The sequence below is a fragment of the Streptomyces cinnabarinus genome (assembly GCF_027270315.1).
GTDB lineage: Bacteria > Actinomycetota > Actinomycetes > Streptomycetales > Streptomycetaceae > Streptomyces > Streptomyces cinnabarinus.
Genome location: NZ_CP114413.1, coordinates 1031324 through 1050107, shown reverse-complemented (window position 1 = coordinate 1050107; position 18784 = coordinate 1031324). Strand labels below are relative to the sequence as shown.

Below are 18784 nucleotides of genomic sequence, written 5' to 3'. Positions count from 1 at the left end.
AATCTGTGTGCGGCCTATTAATTAGGTAACCCTTACCTTACTATGGCGCCGATCCCCGGCCCAGGCCGGGAACGACCCCTGGGGAGGACGCGCTGCTGTGTGCGGTTCCGAGGAAGTCCTGGCCTATTGGCAGCGGTTGCTCGCACCGCTTCCGCTGGAGATCTCACTGCCCGCCGACCGGCCTCATCCCCCCGAGCCGGACCCCGGCCGGGAGTTCCGCACCCTGACCGGCCTCCCGGCCGCCGCCCACGCCGAACTGCTCACCGCCTTCGTCGCCCTGCTGCACCGCTACAGCCAGGCTGTGGACATCACCGTGGGCCACGACGGGCTGCCGTTACGCGTCTCGGCCGACCACGCGCCCACCTTCCAGGGGCTGTTGAGACGAGTGGAGCAGGCGTGGGAGGAAGCCGAGACCCATCGGCTGCCCCTTCGCATGCTGGTCGAGGAGCTGCGCCCGCGGCCGACACGCGGCGGCGGATTCCTCTTCAACACCGCGCTCGCCACCCCGGGCCGGCCTGCCGGAGAGGAGCCGGTCGACCTGCTGCTGGAGGTGGACCAGGGCGAGACCAGGGCGACTTACGACCCGCGGCTGTTCGACGGCCCGACCGTCGAGCGGCTGCTCGGCCACTACCGGACCCTGCTCACCGACGCCCTCGACCGCCCGGACACCCCCGTCGCACGGCTGGAGTTGATGGGCGAGGAGGAGTACCGCCAGGTCGTCGTCGACTGGAACGCCACCGAGCACACGGTCCCCGCGGGCACCTGGCCCGCGATGTTCGCCGAGCAGGTCAGCACCCGCCCCGACGCCGTGGCCCTGGTCTTCGAGGACGAAGAACTGACCTACGCCGAACTGGACGAGCGCGCCAACCGGCTCGCCCACGCCCTGCGCGCCCGCGGCGCCGGGCCCGAGCGCATCGTCGCCCTCGCCCTGCCGCGCTCCACCGACCTGATCGTCGCCGAGGTCGCCGTCCTCAAGTCCGGCGCCGCCTATCTGCCCATCGACCACGACTATCCGGCCGACCGCATCGCCTACATGCTCGGCGACGCCGCCCCCGTCTGCATGGTCACCACCAAGGAGACCGCTCAAGACCTGCCCGGACGCGAGGGCATGGCCCTGCTGGCGCTCGACGCGCCCGAGACGGCCGAAGAACTCGCGGCGCGCCCGGCCCACGACCCCGCCCCGCCGATCACCGTGCACAGCGCCGCCTACGTCATCTACACCTCCGGCTCGACCGGCCGCCCCAAGGGCGTCGTCCTCGCGCACAGCGGGGTCGCGAAACTCGTCGCCACCCAGAGCGAACGGTTCGGCATCGGACCGCACAGCAGGGTCCTCCAGTTCGCCTCGCCCAGCTTCGACGTCGCCTTCTGGGACCTGTGCCTCGGACTGCTCTCCGGTGGCCGTCTGGTCGTCGTACCGGCCGAGCGCCGGGTGCCGGGCGCACCGCTCGCCGACTACGCCCATGCGCACGGCATCACCTTCATGATCCTGCCGCCCGCGCTGCTCGCCGCCCTGCCCGACGACGTCCGACTGCCGCCCACCGCGACCTTGTTGGCGGGCACCGAGCGGGTCTCCCCGGAACTGGTGGGCCGTTACGCACGCGGGCGGATGATGTTCAACGCCTACGGCCCGACCGAGGCGACCACCAACTCCACGCTCGGACGGTGCGATCCGGACATCCCGGCCGGATCGATCGTGCCGATCGGCGTGCCCGACCCGGGCACCCGTGCCTACGTCCTCGACGCCTGGCTGCGACCGGTCCCCGCCGGACTCACCGGTGAGCTGTACCTCGGCGGCGCGGGCCTCGCGCGCGGCTATCTGGGCCGGCCGGACCTGACCGCCGAACGGTTCGTCGCCGACCCCTTCGGCGCGCCCGGCGAGCGCCTCTACCGCACCGGCGACCTGGTGCGCCTGCGGGCCGACGGACGCCTGGAGTTCCTCGGCCGCGCCGACGCCCAGATCAAGATCCGCGGCTTCCGGATCGAGCCCGGCGAGATCGAGTCGGTGCTGCGCGGCCACCCGGCCGTCGACCAGGTCACCGTCGTCGCCCGCGAGGACCGGCCCGGCGACCGGCGGCTCGTCGGCTACGTCGTGCCCGCCCTCGACGGCTCGGACACCCACGTGGAGGAGTGGAAGCAGGTCCACGAACTCCTCTACAGCGCGGCCGGTTCGGAAGGCTCCCAGGAGAACTTCGCGGGCTGGAACAGCATGTACGACGGACTCCCCATCCCCGTCGAACAGATGCGGGAGTGGCGGGAGGCGACCGTCGAGCGCATCCGTCGGCTCGGCCCGGCCGGGCGGGTGCTGGAGATCGGCGTCGGCAGCGGACTGATCCTCTCCCGCATCGCGCCCGACTGCGAGACCTACTGGGGCACCGACCTCTCCGCCGAGGCGATCGCCGCGCTGCGCGCCCGGAACGACATCCCCGGGGTCGAACTGCGGGCCCAGCCCGCGCACGACACCACCGGACTGCCCGCGCACTTCTTCGACACGGTGATCCTCAACTCCGTGGCCCAGTACTTCCCGAGCGCCGACTACCTCACCGACGTCCTGCGCGCCGTGTCCGGGCTGCTCGCCCCCGGCGGGCGGATCTTCGTCGGCGACGTCCGCAACCTGCGGCTGCTGCCCACCCTGCGCGCGGCCGTCGAGACCCGGCGAACCACCACCGACGACAAGAGCGCCCTGCGCGCCGCCGTCGAGCAGTCGGTGCGCTGGGAGGGCGAACTGCTGCTGGACCCCGACTACTTCGCGGCCCTCGACGGGTTCGACGCCGAGATCCGGATCAAGCGGGGCGCCCATCACAACGAGCTGAGCCGCTACCGGTACGACGTCGTGCTGCGCCCCGGACCGCGCGCGGCCGAACCCGACGAGCGCGAGATCCCGTGGGCGGCGGCAGGGCGGCTGGACGCACTGCTCGCCGAGCGGCCCCCACGCCTGCGGATCACCGGCATCCCCAACGCCCGCCTCGCCGACGATCTCGCGGACCTGTGGCGGCTGGAGGGAAGCAGCGGGCGGACCGCCGCCGGCGCCGACCCGGAGGACCTCCACGCCCTCGCCGCCCGCCACGGTTACCAGGCCGCCCTCACCTGGAACGGCACGGCCGACGACGGTGCCTTCGACGCCGTACTCGCGCTCGACGAACCCCGTACCGGCCTGTATCGCACCGGCGCCGCTCACCCGCACGCCAACCGCCCCGCGCCCTTCCGCGACGTGGCCGCGCTGATGCGTACCCTGCGCGCCCACGCCGCCGAATGGCTCCCCGACTACATGGTCCCCTCGGCCCTGGTCCCGCTGCACACCCTCCCGGTCACCCCCAGCGGCAAGATCGACACCAGAGCGCTGCCCGCCCCCGACTACGGCGCGCTGAGCGCGGGACGCGCACCCGGAACGCCGCGCGAACGACTGCTCTGCGCCCTGTTCGGCGAGGTGCTCGGGCTGGACTCGGTCACGGCCGAGGACGACTTCCTCGCGGTCGGCGGCGACAGCATCACCGCCATCCAACTCCTCATCCGCGCCCGCGAGTCCGGGCTCGCCCTGACCACCCGCGACGTCTTCCGGCACCGCACCGCCGAGGCCCTCGCCCAGGCTGCCGTCGAGCGCGTCGAGGAGCGGAACGGGCCGACGGAGCCGTACCCGGCCCTGAGCCCCGGTGAACTGGCCGAGGTCCAGGGCGACCACCCCCTCGACATCGCCGAACTCCTCCCGCTCACCCCCCTGCAGCAGGGCTTCTTCTTCCACTCCCTGACCAGTGGCACCCGGGACGACGTCTACGTCGTCCAGCAGGTGCTCGATCTGTCCGGACCGGTCGACGGCCCCGCCCTGCGCCGCGCCGCCCAGCACCTGCTGGACCGGCACGCGCCCCTGCGTGCCGCCTTCCGCCAGGGCGCCGACGGCACCCCCGTGCAGATCATCACCCGACACGCCGAACTGCCCTGGCGCGAGGTCGACCTGTCCACACAGGACGGCGAGGTCCGCGAGTCGCTGGGCGAGGCGGTCGCCGCCGACGAACGCACGGCGGGCTTCGACCTGGCGGCACCACCCCTGCTGCGCTGCGCCCTGATCCGCCTGGGCGGACACCGCAGCCGACTCGTCCTGACCTTCCATCACATCGTCGCCGACGGCTGGTCGCTGCCCGTCCTGCACCGCGAACTGATGGCCTGCTACGGCACCGACAGCCCCCGGCTCCCGGACGTCGCCCCCTACCGCGCCTTCCTGACCCGGCTCGCCGGACAGGACCGCGAAGCGGCGCGCGTCGCCTGGCGCACGGCACTCGAAGGGCTCGACGAGCCGACCCGGCTGGTCGACTCCCCGGCCACCGGAGCGCCCGTGCGGCCCGGACACGTCCGGGTGGAGCTGTCCGAGCGGACCACCGCACGGCTCGTGGAGCGCGCCCGCGAGCACGGCGTCACCCTCGGCACCGTCGTCCAGGCGGCGTGGGGTCTGCTCCTCGGCGGGCTCACCGGCCGCGACGACGTCGTGTTCGGCACCACCGTCTCCGGCCGCGACAGCCAGGTCGACGGCATCGCCGCCATGGTCGGCCTGTTCATCAACACCCTGCCGACCCGGCTGCGCTGGTCGCCGGGCGAGCCGCTCGGCGATCTGCTGACCCGGCTCCAGGAGGAGCAGGCGCGGCTGCTGGACCACCAGCACGTCGGCCTCGCGGAGATCCAGCGGCTCGCCGGGCACGCGGGCGAGGGCGAACTCTTCGACACCCTGGTGGTGTTCGAGAACTACCCCGCCGAGCCGGACCTGCGCGACGCCTCGGGCCGGGTGCGTATCACCGGCGACACCTTCCACGACGCCGTGCACTATCCGCTCGCCCTCGTGGTCAAGCCGGGGGAGCGGCTCGACCTGCGGCTCAAGCACCACACGGAGCGGCTGGACGCCGAGCGCGTCCGGGTCCTCGGCGACCGGCTGGCTCGCGTACTGGAGGCGCTGGCCGCCGATCCCGCGCGGCTCGCCGCCTCCGTCGACCTGCTCTCCCCGGACGAGGCCCTGCGCGCCCACCCGACCGGCGAGGAACGCACCGTCCCGGCCACCACCCTGGCCGAGGCGTTCACCGACCGGGTCGCCCGGACCCCGCACGCCACGGCCGTGGTGTACGCGGGGGAGCGGCTGACCTACTCCGAACTCGACGCGCGCGCCGAGGCGTTGGCCGGACGACTGCGCGCCCGGGGCGCGGGTCCCGGGGCGTTCGTCGCGGTGGCCGTGCCCCGGTCGGCGGAGCTGATGGTGGCACTGCTCGGCGTACTGAAGTCGGGAGCCGCCTATCTGCCGCTGGACCTGGACTATCCGGCGGACCGTGTCGAGCACATGCTCGCGGACTCCGGGGCGACGACGGTCGTCACGCTGTCCACGACGGCCGACCGGCTGCCCGACAGCGCTGTCGTCCTGCTGGATGCCGAAGAGGCCCCGGCCGGCCCCGCTCCGGTGCGCTCCGCCCACCCCGACGATCCCGCCTACCTGATCTACACCTCCGGCTCCACCGGACTGCCCAAGGGCGTCGTCGTCACCCACCGCGCCATCGTCAACCGGCTCGCGTGGATGCAGGGCGCCTACGGGCTCACGGCCGACGACCGGGTTCTCCAGAAGACGCCGTCCAGCTTCGACGTCTCCGTGTGGGAGTTCTTCTGGCCCCTCCTCGAAGGCGCCGCGGTCGTCCTCGCCAAGCCGGACGGCCACCGCGACCCGGCCTATCTGGCCGCCCTGGTGCGCGAGGAGCGCGTCACCACCCTGCACTTCGTGCCGTCCATGCTGGAGGCGTTCCTCCAGTCCGAGGAGGTGACCGCCGACCCCGCCTGGGCGACTTCCCTGCGTCGCGTGTTCAGCAGCGGCGAGGCACTCCCGGCCGTCGCGGCGCACCACTGGCGGGAGCTGACCGGCGTACCGCTGCACAACCTCTACGGCCCCACCGAGGCCGCCGTGGACGTCACCCACCACCCCTACGACGGCACCGACGAGGGAACCTCCGTACCCATCGGCCGCCCCGTGTGGAACACCGGCCTGCGCGTACTCGACACCTGCCTGCGCCCCGTCCCCGACGGTGTCCCCGGCGAGCTGTACCTGACCGGCGTGCAACTCGCCCGCGGCTACCACGCCCGCCCGGCGCTGACCGCCGAACGCTTCACCGCCGACCCCTACGGGCCGCCCGGCAGCCGCATGTACCGCACCGGCGACCTCGTCCAGCGCCGCCCCGACGGCGTGACCGTGTACCTCGGCCGCACCGACCGCCAGGTCAAACTGCGCGGCAACCGCATCGAGCTGGGCGAGATCGAGGCCGCGCTGACCCGACTGCCCGCCGTGGCCCGGTCCGCGGTGACGGTACGGGACAACGCGCTCGTGGCCTACGTCGTACCCGCCGACGGTGTCCCCGTCGACCCCGCCGGACTCCGCGAGGCCCTGGCCGGCACCCTGCCCGCGCCCATGGTCCCGACCGCCTACGTCGCCCTCGACGCGCTGCCGCTGACCCCCAGCGGCAAGCTCGACCGCACCGCGCTGCCCGCCCCGCACGCCGTACGGGCCGAGTCGCGGGCCCCGGGCAACCCCCGCGAACAGCTCCTCACGGAGATCTTCGCCGCCGTGCTGAAACTGCCCGACGCCGGAGTCGACGACGACTTCTTCCTGCTCGGCGGCGACAGCATCAGCTCCATCGCCGTCGCCAGCCGGGCCCGCCGCGCAGGTCTGGCACTCGGCCCGCGTGACGTCTTCGAGCACCGCACGCCGGCCGCGCTCGCGGACGCGGCGGCGGTCCTGGAGGACGCGACCGGCACACCGGCCGAATCTGCCTTCACCCTCACCGACGAGGAGCGGGCGCACGTCGAGCGGCTCGCCCCGGGCCGGATCGAGGACATCTGGCCGCTGGCCCCGCTCCAGGAGGGCCTGTTCTTCCACTCCACCTACGACGACGGCGCCCTCGACGTCTACACCGTCCACGAGTCCTTCGACCTCGCCGAGCGCGTGGACGCCGAACGGCTGCGGGCCGCCACCCGCACCCTGCTCGCCCGCAACCCCTCCCTGCGCGCCGGGTTCACCAGCGACGGGCTGCGCCAGCCGGTGCAGTTCATCGTCCGGGACGCCGACAGTCCGCTCACCGAGATCGACCTGTCCGGACTGGCCACGGCCGAACAGGACCGGCGGATGGGCGAGTTGCTGGACGAGGAGCGCGCCCGCCGCTTCGATCTGACCCGCCCACTGCTCTTCCGGATGCTGCTGGTCCGGCTCGGCGAGCAGCGCGGTGACCGGCTCGTCATCGGCCGCCATCTGATCCTGTGGGACGGCTGGTCGGCCTGGCTCCTCCTGGACCAGCTGTTCGCCCTGTACGAGAGCGGCGGCGACCCGGCCGGGCTCGCCCGCCCCGGCTCGTACCGCGACTACCTGACCTGGCTGGAGCGCCAGGACGACTCCGGCGCGACCCGCGCCTGGCGGGCCGCGCTCGCCGGGTTGGACGAGCCGACGCTGCTGGCCCCGGCCGTCGGCGACCGCGGCCCGGAACCGGTGATCCCGCGCCACCTGGACGCCGTCCTCGACGCGGACACCGCCGAGCGGCTGCGGGACACCGCCCGCCGCCACGGCCTGACGCTCAACACCGTGCTCAACGCCGCCTGGGGCCTGGTCCTCGCGGGCGCGTCCGGCCGCACCGACGTCGTCTTCGGCACGACGGTCGCCGGGCGGCCCAGCGAGGTGCCGGACGTCGAGAACGTCATCGGCATGTTCCTCAACACCGTGCCCGCCCGGATCGCCTTCGACCCGCGCGAACCGGTGCTGGACCTGCTGCGCCGCATCCAGCGCGAGCGCCTTGAGGTCATGCCGTACGAATACCTCGGCCTCGGGGTCCTCCAGGCCGAGACCGGGCACCGCCGGCTGTTCGACACCCTGTTCGTGCTGCGCAACGCCGACACCGACGAGCGGCTCGCCGAGCTGCGCGACCGGCACGGCGCGACCGCGGTGGCCAACGTGGACGCCACCCACTACCCGGCCAACCTCGTGGTCACCCCCGGCGAGTGCGTCCGCGTCACCCTCGCCTACCGCCCGGACCTGCTGGACGACGCCTACGCGCGCAGCCTCGTCGACCGGTTCGTGCTGCTGGTCACCCGGCTCGTCACCGATCCGTCCGCCGCCGTCGGCTCCCTGTCCGCCCTGCTGCCCGCCGAGGCCACGGCGCTGACCCGCGAGGAGGACGCGGGCCGACAGCCCGTGCCGCACGAGACCGTCGCGGACATGCTCGCCGCCCAGGCCACCCGCACCCCCGACGCCACCGCCCTCGTCTTCGGCACCCGGACCGTCACCTACGCCGAACTCGACGCCCGCTGCGACCGCATGGCCCGACTGCTCATCGCCCGCGGCGCCGGGCCCGAGAAGGTCGTCGCGCTCGGCCTGCCGCGCTCGATCGACACCGTGGTGGCGCTGTTCGCGGTGCTGCGCACCGGTGCCGCCTATCTGCCGCTGGAACTGGACCACCCGGCCGAGCGGCTCTCCCTGATGCTCGCCGACGCCCGCCCGCTGCTCCTGCTGTCCACCCGCGCCGTGTCGGAGACCCTTACGGGCGACACCCCGCGCCTCCTCCTCGACGACCCGGAGACGGCCGCCGAACTCGCCGCCCTGCCCGCCGAACCCGTACGTGTGTCCTTCAGCCTGGACCACCCCGCGTACGTGATCTACACCTCCGGCTCCACCGGCCGCCCCAAGGGCGTGGTCACCCCGTACATCGGCCTGACCAACATGCAGCTCAACCACCAGAAGGAGATCTTCGCCCCGGCCATCGCCGCCGCGGGCGGACGACGGCTGCGCATCGCGCACACCGTGTCCTTCGCCTTCGACATGTCCTGGGAGGAGCTGCTCTGGCTGGTCGAGGGCCATGAAGTGCACATCTGCGACGAGGAGTTGCGCCGGGACGCCATCGCGCTGGTGGCGTACTGCGAGGAACACCGCGTCGACGTGGTGAACGTGACCCCGACCTACGCCCATCTCCTCATCGAGGAGGGCCTGCTGGAGGGGCACCGGCCGCCACTGGTGCTGCTGGGCGGCGAGGCGGTCACCGAGACGGTGTGGAACACCCTCCGGGACACCGAGGGCACCTACGGCTACAACCTGTACGGGCCCACCGAGTACACCATCAACACCCTCGGCGGCGGCACCCACGACAGCGCGACCCCGACCGTGGGCCGCCCCATCCGGGCCACCCACGCCCGCATCCTCGACACCTGGCTGCGACCGGTGCCGGACGGCGTGGCCGGCGAGCTGTACATCGCGGGCGTGGGCCTGGCCCGCGGCTACCTCGACCGGCCCGGTCTGACCGCCGAACGGTTCGTGGCCGACCCCTACGGGCGGCCCGGAGAGCGCGTCTACCGCACGGGCGACCTCGTGCGCCGCCGCCCGGACGGCAACCTCGACTTCCTCGGCCGCACCGACGACCAGGTCAAGATCCGCGGCCACCGCGTCGAACTCGGCGAGATCGAGACCGCGCTCGCCCAGCACCCCGACGTCTCCCAGGCCGCGGTCATCGCCCGCGACGACACCTCCGCACCCGGCACGAAACGCCTCGTCGGCTACGTCGTCCCGGCCGAACCCGACCCCGAGGCGCGCCAGGAGGCCGAGCGGGAGCAGATCGGGGAGTGGCGGGAGATCTACTCCGCCGAGTACACCGAGATCGGCACCGCCGTCTTCACCGAGGACTTCGCGGGCTGGGACAGCTCCTACGACGGCACGCCCATCCCTCGGGACCACATGCGCGAGTGGCGTGAGGCGACCGTCGAGCGCATCCGGGAGTTGAACCCGAGGCGCGTCCTGGAGATCGGCGTCGGCTCCGGCCTGCTGCTCTCGCGGCTCGCCCCGGACGCCGAGGCGTACTGGGCGACGGACTTCGCGGCCCCCGTCATCCGCAAGCTGGGCGAAGACCTCAAGGCCGACCCGGAGCTGGCCCGCAAGGTCCAACTGCGCTGCCAAGCGGCCGAGGTGACTGACGGACTGCCGACGGGGTATTTCGACACCGTCGTCATCAACTCCGTCATCCAGTACTTCCCGAGCCTGGACCATCTGCGCCAGGTGATCAGGGGCGCCATGGCACTGCTCGCGCCGGGCGGCGCCCTGTTCCTCGGTGACGTCCGGGACCTGCGGCAGGCGCGCGTCTTCCAGACCGGCATCCAGGCCGCCCGCGGCGCCGTTCCCCTGCGCCAGGCGGTGGACCGCGGACTCGCCCTGGAGAAGGAACTCCTCGTCGACCCGGACTGGTTCAGCACCCTCGGCGTCGGCGTCGAACTGCGCACCAAGGCGGGACGGCACCACAACGAGCTGACGCGCTACCGGTACGACGTCGTCCTGTACGCCGACACGGCAGCAGCCGTGCGGTTGGACGACGCCCCGGAACTGACCTGGGGCGCCGACCTCCTCGGCCACCTCGACGGCACCGAGCCCCTGAGGGTGCGGCGCATCCCGGACGCGCGTACGGCCGATGATCTGGCGGCGATGCGCGCGATGGACTCGGCGCCGCCATTGCTGGACACCGGCCAGGAACCCGAGGACCTGAGGGAGTTGGGGGCCGCGCACGGCTGTCGCCTCCTGACCACCTGGTCCGACGAACCCGGCTTCTTCGACGCCGTCTTCGTCCCCGCCACGCGCCCCGGCCGCACCCTCGGCCTGTACCGCCCCCGCGCCGACCGCGGCACCGACCCCTACGCCAACACCCCGACCGCCACCCGGGGACAGGGCGCGCTCGTCCGGCGGCTCAGGGACGACCTGGGACGACGCCTGCCCGGCTACATGGTCCCGGCCGCCTTCGTGGTGCTGCCCCGGCTGCCGATGAACGACAACGGCAAGCTCGATGTGCGGGCGCTGCCGGACGCCGAGCCCGCGGTCGCCCTGTCGGCGGGGCGCGGGCCCCGCACTCCCGTCGAGGAGGTGCTGTGCCGGCTCTTCGCCGAGGTGCTGGGGCTGCCCCGCACCGGCGCGGAGGACGACTTCTTCGACCTGGGCGGCCACTCACTGCTCGCCACCCGGCTGATCAGCCGTGCGCGGACCGAACTGGGCGCGGAACTGGCGATCCGGGACCTGTTCGAGGCCCCGACGCCCGAGGCGCTGGCGCTGCGCGCACAGGCCGGGCGGCCGGCCCGCCCGGTGCTGGAGCCGGTCGCGGAACGGCCCGAGCGGATTCCGCTGTCGGCCGCCCAGCGGCGGCTCTGGCTGGTCGAGCGGATCACCGGGGGCGTCGCCTACAACTTCCCGCTCGTCTTCCGGCTTCGGGGTTCACTGGATCTCGACGCGCTGCGGGCCGCCCTCGGTGACGTGACGGAGCGTCATGAGGCGTTGCGGACCCGCTTCCTGGAGGAGGACGGCGAGCCGTACCAGTGGATCGCGGCGCCAGGGGAGGCCGAGCCGTCCTTCGTCGTCGCGGACTGCGCCGAGCACGAGCTGGCCGCGCGGATCACCGGCGCCCAGCGCCGCCCCTTCGACCTGAGCACGGAACTCCCCGTGCGCGCCGAGGTGTTGCGGCTTGGGCCCGCCGAACACGTGGTGGCCCTGATGCTGCACCACAGCACCACCGACGAGTGGTCCGACCGGCCCTTCCTCACCGATCTCGGCACCGCCTACCGGGCCCGCAGCGAGGGCCGCGCCCCCGGCTGGGCGCCGCTGCCGGTCCAGTACGCCGACTACACACTGTGGCAGGACACCCTGCTCGGTGAGGTGGGCGCCGGACAGCTCGCCTACTGGACCGAGGCCCTGCGCGACCTCCCGGACGAACTGGCCCTGCCCCTCGACCGGCCCCGCCCGGACGAGCCCACCGGACGCGGCGGCAAGGTCCGACTGGAGCTGGACCCCGACACCGGCCGAGCCCTGCGCGACCTCTCCCGGGCCACCGGCACCAGCATGTTCATGCTGTTCCAGGCCGCCACCGCCGCACTGCTGAACCGACTGGGCGCGGGGGAGGACATCCCGCTGGGCGCACCCGTCGCGGGCCGCACCGACGAGGCTCTCCATGACCTGGTCGGCTTCTTCGTCAACACCCTCGTCCTGCGTACCGACCTCTCCGGCCCCGGCCTCACCTTCCGGGAGCTGCTGGCCCGCGTCCGGGAGTCGTCCCTGGCCGCCTTCGAGCACCAGGACCTGCCGTTCGACCAGGTCGTCGAGGCCCTCAACCCGCCCCGGGTCACCGGCCGCAACCCGCTCTTCCAGGTCATGCTCGGTTACCACTACCGGCCCGACGGCGACCCCGACGTGCTCGCGCTGCCCACCGAGTGGTTCGACATGGACACCGGCACGGCCAAGTTCGACCTCCACTTCACCTTCGTGGACGAGACGGGGCCGGGCCGGCTGGTGCTGCTCCTGGAGCACGCGCTCGACCTGTGCGACGAGTCGACGGCTCGGCGGCTGGCCCGCCAACTGGCCGGGCTGCTGGAACAGGTGGCCGGCGACCCGGACCGCCTGGTGCGCGACCTCCAGGTCCTGGACACCGACGAGCGCGAGCTGGTCGTCGAGCGGTGGAACGACACCGCGCACACCGTCACCGCCACGACGCTGCCGGAGCTCTTCCGCGCCCAGGCCGCCCGGACACCGGACGCCCTCGCCCTGGTCTTCGGCGAACAGCGGCTCACCTACGCCGAGTTGGACGCCCGCGTCGAGCACACCGCACGCGTCCTGGCCGGGCTGGGCGTCGGGCCGGAGAGCACGGTGGGAGTGGCGCTGCCCCGGTCGGCCGAGCTGATCGTGGCCCTGCTCGCGGTGCACCGGGCGGGCGGCGCGTATCTTCCGCTGGACCCCGACCTGCCGCCGGAGCGCCTCTCGTTCACCCTGGACGACGCGCGACCGGTGTGCGTCATCCGGGACGCGCTCCCGGACGGACCGGAAGGCGAACTCCCCACCTCCTACGACCCCTTGAGCCCCGCCTACGTCATCTACACCTCGGGATCCACCGGCCGCCCCAAGGGAGTCGTCGTCCCGCACACGGGCATCGTCAACCGTCTGCTGTGGATGCAGGACACCTACCGGCTCACGCACGAGGACCGGGTGCTCCAGAAGACGCCCGCCGGGTTCGACGTCTCCGTGTGGGAGTTCTTCTGGCCGCTGATCACCGGCGCCACGCTGGTCGTCGCGCGGCCGGAGGGCCACCGGGACCCGGCGTATCTGGCCGCGCTCATCCAGGAACGCGGCATCACGACGGCGCACTTCGTGCCTTCGATGCTCCAGGCCTTCCTGGAGGATCCGGCCGCCGCGCACTGCACCGGACTGCGCCAGGTGATGTGCAGCGGCGAGGCACTGCCGCCGTCGGTCGCCGAGCGCTTCCACCGGTTGCTGCCCGCACGGCTGCACAACCTGTACGGGCCCACCGAGGCGTCCGTCGACGTCACCGCCGTCGAGGTACCCGCCGGGGCCGAGCAGGTGGTGATCGGCCGTCCGGTGTGGAACACCCGCGCTTATGTCCTGGACCCCGCCCTGCGCCCGGTCCCGCCAGGCGTCGCGGGGGAGCTGTATCTGGCGGGCGTCCAACTGGCCCGCGGCTACCTGGACCGCCCCGGCCTCACCGCCGAGCGCTTCGTCGCGGACCCCTTCGGCGAGCCCGGCTCCCGGCTGTACCGCACGGGAGACGTGGCCCGGTGGACCGCCGACGGCACGCTCGCCTTTCTCGGCCGCACCGACGACCAGGTCAAGATCCGCGGCATGCGCGTCGAACCCGGCGAGGTGGAGTCCGCGCTCACCCGGCACCCGTCCGTCGGGCACGCGGTCGTCGTCGCCCACGACCAGCGGCTCCTGGCGTACGTCGTACCGGCCGAGGGGCACCGGGCCGAAGCGGCCGAGCTCCACCGCCACAGCGCCGCCGCCCTGCCCGAGCACATGGTCCCCGCCGCCTTCGTCACCCTCGACGCCCTGCCGCTCACACCCAACGGCAAGCTGGACCGCCGGGCGCTGCCCGCGCCCGACTTCGCGGCGGAGGCCGGCTTGGGCGGACGGCCGCGCACACCTCGCGAAGAGATCCTCTGCGGTCTGTTCGCGGACGCGCTCGGCCTGCCCGGAGTCGGCGTCGACGACGACTTCTTCGCGCTGGGCGGCCACTCCCTGCTGGCGATGCGGCTGACCGCACGGATCCGCGCCGCCCTCGGCGTCGAGGTGTCCCTGCGCACGGTGTTCGACGCGCGGACGGTGACGCGGCTCGCCGAGCGGCTCGCGACGGACGGCACCACGGCGGCCGCCGCCCGCCCGGCGCTCACGGTGCAGCCGCGCCCCGGGCGCCTGCCGTTGTCCTCCGCCCAGCAGCGGCTGTGGGTGCTGTACCAGGTGGAAGGCCCCAGCGCGACGTACAACATCCCCTCGGCCTGGCGGCTGACCGGGGCGCTGGACGTCGGGGCGCTGCGGGCCGCCGTGGGCGATCTCGTCGTCCGGCACGAGACGCTGCGCACGGTGTTCCCCGACGAGGAGGGCCGGGCCTTCCAGCGGGTGCTGGACCCGGACGAGGCGCACGTTCCCTTCGAGGTGGAGGACATCGGCGAGGAGCAACTCGCCGACCGGCTGACGCAGGCGGGGACGTACGGCTTCGAGCTGGACCGTGAACTCCCGCTGCGCGTCCATGTGTTCCGCACCGGTGAGGAGCGGTGGACGCTGCTGCTCCTGCTGCACCACATCGCCGGTGACGAGTGGTCGCAGGCGCCCCTGAACCGGGATCTGGCCCTCGCCTACGCCGCCCGGACCGAGGGGCGGGTGCCGGAGTGGGCGCCGCTGCCCGTGCAGTACGCCGACTACACGCTGTGGCAGGGGCGGCTGCTCGCCGAGGTCGGGGACCGTCAGATCGCCTATTGGCACGGCGCGTTGGCGGGCCTGCTCGAGGAACTGACGCTGCCCGTCGACCGGCCCCGGCCGCTGGAGGCCACCTACCGGGGCGGCTCCGCGGACCTGTCGCTCGACGCCGAACTCGCCGCGGATCTGCACCGGTTGGCCCGAGACCACGGCGTCAGCGTGTTCATGGTGCTCCAGGCCGCCGTGGCCGCCCTTCTCACCCGGCTGGGCGCCGGTGCGGACATCCCGATCGGCAGTCCGATCTCCGGGCGCACCGACGCGGCCCTGGAGGACCTGGTCGGCTTCTTCCTCAACACCCTGGTGCTGCGCACCGACACCTCCGGCGACCCCACCTTCCGCGAGCTGCTGGCCCGGGTGCGGGAGGCCGACCTCGCGGCCTTCGACCACCAGGACGTGCCGTTCGAGCGGCTGGTGGAAGTGCTCAACCCGGCCCGGTCACTGGCCCGGCACCCGCTGTTCCAGGTGATGGTCGTGTACCTCGCCGCGGGCGAGGAGGAGCCGGGGCTGCCCGGTCTGATCGCCGGGCGGGACGACGTGGCGCAGACCACCGCCAAGTTCGACCTGTCCTTCGACTTCGTGGAGCGGCCCGACGGCAGCGGCGTCGACGGGGTCCTGGAGTACAGCGCCGACCTGTTCGACCACACCACCGCGCAGTCCTTCGCGAACCGGCTCCGGCGCGTCCTGCGCGCGGTGGCCGCCGACCCCGAGGTCACCGTGGGGCGGGTGGACATCCTCGACGCGGAGGAGCGGGGGCGCCTGGAGTCGGGCTGGCACAGCCGCCCCGTGCTCGGCGCCCCGACCACCGTGCCCGCCCTGTTCGAGGCACGCGTGCGGGAGCACCCGGGGCTGCCCGCGGTGGCCTCCGAGGGTGTGGAGCTGACCTTCGCCGAGCTGAACGCCGAGGCCAACCGGCTCGCGCGGCAGCTGGTCGAACTCGGCGCGGGCCCAGAGCGGTTCGTGGCGCTGGCCCTGCCGCGCACCGCCCGGTTCCTGGTGGCTGTCCTCGCCGTGCACAAGGCGGGCGCGGCGTACGTACCGCTCGATCCCGAGGCTCCGCGGGACCGCACGGCCGACGTCATCGCCGACGCCCGGCCGGTGGTGACGCTGACCACCGGCGAGTTCACCAGCCTCCTGCCCGAAGACGCCGAACGGCTGGTCCTGGACGAGCCCACCACGGCCGAGCGGATCGCCCGGCACATGGCCACCGACCTGCGGGTCGCCCTGGCCCCCCGTCACCCCGCCTACGTCATTTACACCTCCGGTTCCACCGGCCGCCCCAAGGGCGTCGTCATCACCCACGAGACCCTCGGCAACCTCTTCCACAGCCACCGCGAGACGCTGTACGCACCGGCGATCGAGGCCACCGGACGGCGGCATCTGCGCGCCGGGCACGCCTGGTCGTTCTTCTTCGACGCGTCCTGGCAGCCCCAGCTGTGGCTGCTGGACGGCCACTGCGTCCACATCGTGTCCGAAGAAGAACAGCGCGACCCCGAACTGCTCGCTGCGGCCGTGCGCGCGCACCGCTTCGACTTCCTCGAAGTGACCCCGTCCTTCTTCGCGCAGATGGCCGACAGCGGTCTGCTGCGCGGCACCGACTGCCCCCTCGCGGTCGTCGGCGTCGGCGGCGAGGCCGTGCCGGTCGCGCAGTGGCGCCGGCTGGCGGAACTCGACGGCACCCAGGCGTTCAACCTCTACGGGCCGACCGAATCCACCGTGGACGCCCTGGTGGCACGCGTCGGAGACAGCGAACGCCCGCTGGTGGGGCGGCCGGTGGCGGGAACCCGGGCGTACGTCCTGGACGGGCGGCTGCGACCGGTGCCGCCGGGCGTCACCGGCGAGCTGTATCTCGCGGGTGGCGGACTCGCGCGCGGCTATCTGGGCGCGCCCGCCCTGACGGCCGAGCGGTTCGTGGCCGACCCCTTCGGCGAGCCCGGCGCCCGGCTGTACCGCACCGGCGACCTGGCCCGCTGGACGGTCGACGGGCGCCTGGACTACCTCGGCCGCGCCGACGACCAGGTCAAGATCCGCGGCTTCCGCATCGAACCGGCCGAGATCGAGTCCGCCCTCACCGCCCATCCCGCCGTCGGACAGGCTCTGGTGACGGTACGTCAGGAAAACCCCCGCAAGCTGCTGGTGGCCTACGTGATCGCCGCGGACGCCGACCCCGCCGAGCTGCGCGCCCATGTCGCCGCCCGGCTGCCCGACCACATGGTCCCGGCCGCCGTCGTCCCCCTCGACCGGTTCCCGCACCTGGCCAACGGCAAGCTGGACCGGGCCGCCCTGCCCGCCCCCGACTTCGCCGCCCTCTCCTCCGGACGCGCCCCAGCCACTCCCGTCGAAGCGGCGCTCTGCGCGGTCTTCGCCGACGTGCTCGGGCTCGAACAGGTCGGCGTGGACGACGACTTCTTCGCCCTCGGCGGCGACAGCATCGTCGCGATGCAACTGGTCGGCCGGGCCCGCACGGCCGGGGTACGGATCACCCCACGTCTCGTCTTCCGCCATCGCACGGCCGCCGCGCTCGGCGCGGTCGCCGAGTCCGTCGACAGCGCCGCCGCGCGCCCAGGGGACGACGGCACCGGAACCGTGCCGCTCACCCCCGTGATGCACTGGCTGCGCGAACTCGGCGGCCCCTTCGCGACGTACCACCAGGGCGCCCTCGTCCGCACACCCGCCGACCTGGACCTGCCCGGCCTGACCGCCGTGCTCCAGGCCCTCGCCGACCGGCATGACCTCCTGCGGGCACGGCTGGTGCGCTCCTCGGCGGAGGAGTGGTCGCTGTATGTGCCGCCCGTCGGCGAGGTCGACGCCGCCGGCTGGCTGGACCGGGTGGACGTGGCAGGTCTGGACGGTGCGGCGTTGACCGAGGCCGTACGTGAACACGCACACGCGGTACGGGCGTTGCTGGATCCGGACGTGGGCGCCGTGGTGCGTGCGGTGTGGTTCGACGCGGGTGACGCCCCCGGACGGCTGCTGCTGATGGCCCACCATCTCGTCGTCGACGGGGTGTCCTGGCGGGTGCTGCTGCCCGACCTGGCGTCGGCCTGGGAGGACGTCGGCGCGGGGCGCTCGGCACGGCTCGATCCGGTCGGGACCTCCTTCGCCCGCTGGGCACGGCTGCTCACGGAACGGGCCCTGGAACCGGCCTTGGAGGCCCAACTGCCGCTGTGGAGCAGCGTCCTGGACGGCGGCGGCACCCAGCCGTTCCCGCTCGCCCGGGACCTCGACCCGGACCGTGACACCGCCGCCACCCAGCGGGAGGTCGTCCTGCGGCTGCCCGCCGAACACACCGGGCCGCTGCTGTCCGCCGTCCCCGCGGCGTTCGGCGCCACCGCCAACGACGTCCTGCTCGCCGGACTCGCCCTGGCCTTCGCCGACCGGCGGCGCCGGGACGGCTCCACCGACACCTCGGTCCTCGTCGACCTGGAGAGCCACGGGCGCGCCGAGGAACTCGCCGGGGACGACGCCGACTTGTCCCGTACGGTCGGCTGGTTCACCAGCGTCTACCCGGTACGCCTCGACCCGGGCCGGGCCGACCCCGACGACGCCTTCGCGGGCGGCCCGGCCGCCGAGGAAGCCGTCCGGCGGGTGCGCGAGCATCTGGCGTCGCTGCCCGCCAATGGCGTCGGATACGGCATGCTGCGCCACCTCAACCCCCGCACCCGCGAGGAGTTGGCGGCCCACGAGCCCGCCCGCATCGAGTTCAACTACCTGGGCCGCTTCGGCGTCCCCGAGGAGACGGACTGGTCCTACGCGCCCGAGGAGGACGCGGCCGACATCGGGCCCGGGGCCGCGATGCGTCAGGGCCACGCGCTGACGGTCAACGTGGTGACCGAGGACCGGGCGGACGGGCCGGTGCTGACCGCCCACTGGTCGTACCTGGAAGGGCTGTTGTCGGGCGAGACGGTGCGGGATCTGGCCGAGACCTGGTTCCGGGCGTTGCAGGGGCTCGTCGCACGGGCAGAGCGCACAAGTCGACAGTGAAGCCGTGAAGCCGTGAGGAGAGGAACA

At 73.5% G+C, this 18784-nt stretch carries 1 protein-coding gene; it reads left to right on the top strand.

Going from position 1 to position 18784, the window contains the following annotated elements:
- Positions 1–97: 97 nt before the first annotated feature.
- Positions 98–18757, top strand: coding sequence for a non-ribosomal peptide synthetase (locus tag STRCI_RS04820; protein ID WP_269657573.1), 18660 nt, complete (start codon positions 98–100; stop codon positions 18755–18757).
- Positions 18758–18784: the final 27 nt, after the last annotated feature.